At 67.7% G+C, this 1,052-nt stretch carries 1 protein-coding gene; it reads right to left on the bottom strand.

Translation table 11 applies throughout. The features are described from left to right. A partial coding sequence (locus tag JFN91_RS21895) for a CxxxxCH/CxxCH domain c-type cytochrome (protein ID WP_199391260.1) occupies positions 1 to 1,052 on the bottom strand: 1,052 nt, incomplete at both ends.

The following is a 1,052-nucleotide window of genomic DNA, read 5'->3' as shown; positions in this document are numbered from 1 at the left end:
GCGCCCCACTGTACGTCGGGCACGCCGGCCACGATACCGTTGCCGCTGTGGCAGGTTACCGCGGAGCAGGTGTTGCCGACCACGGTGAAGCTCTTGCCGTTGCCGGCTTTGACGTCGCGGACGTTGTTGGTGTGGAAGTTGCCCGACTTGATGCTGGTGCCGTTCACGGTGGTGTCGGCGTGGCAGCTGGCGCAGTCTGCGGCCGAAGCTACGTGGTTTTCGTGGCTGTTGGCGCGCGGCTGGCCGGCACCGGCGTTGGAGTAGTTCGGCTCGCCGGCGATGGAGGCAAACGCCGGAGCTGCGTCGGCGCCGTGGCAGGACTTACAGGTAAGGGCGGTGGAACCGGTCCAGGTCACGCTCTTCATGGTCCCTTTGCCGTCGCTGTGGCAGTAGGAGGTGGAGCAGGTGCCGGATACCGGGGTACCGACCTTGGAGCCTGCCACGTCTTTCACGTTGTTGACGTGGTTGGTGAAGTTGGAGATGGTGCTGTTGTCGGAAACGGTCGCGCTGTGGCACTCGACGCAGCCATAGGACGTGCCGAGGAACGCAGCGTTGTTCACGTGCTTGGCGTGGTTGCCCGACAGGGTGTTGCTGGTCGCGTCGCCGTGGCAGCCGGCGCAGGTAAGGCTCCCGCCCCAGGTCGGCGGGGTGTAGGTGCCGCGGCCGTTGCTGTGGCAGTAGACGTTGGAGCACTGGTTCGCTGCGAAGCTGCCGCCGGTGGCGAACTTCACCTCGATGGCGCGGTGGCCGGCGGAGGTCGCGTGGGCGAACGGCTTGGCCTGTACCGAGTGGTCGGTGTGGCACTGTACGCAGGAGGTCACGCCGGTGCCGTAGTAGGAGGCGTGCTTGCTGCCGGCGGTCGGGTGGTTGCCGGTGGACGGCGCGACGCTGTGGCAGGCGGAGCAGCCGCCCGGTACGGTGAGGGCTGCGCTACCCCAGGCCGGGGTCGCACGCAGGGTGCCTTTGCCGTCGCTGTGGCAGGCCGCGGTGGAGCAGGTGCCCATCGGGTTCGGCGGAACCGAGGTCTGGTTCACGAAGCCGGCCGCGATCTT

It is taken from the genome of Geomonas anaerohicana, from assembly GCF_016458305.1.
Lineage (GTDB): Bacteria > Desulfobacterota > Desulfuromonadia > Geobacterales > Geobacteraceae > Geomonas > Geomonas anaerohicana.
Note: the sequence above shows the minus strand (reverse complement) of the source record. Positions and strands in the feature narration are given on the sequence as shown.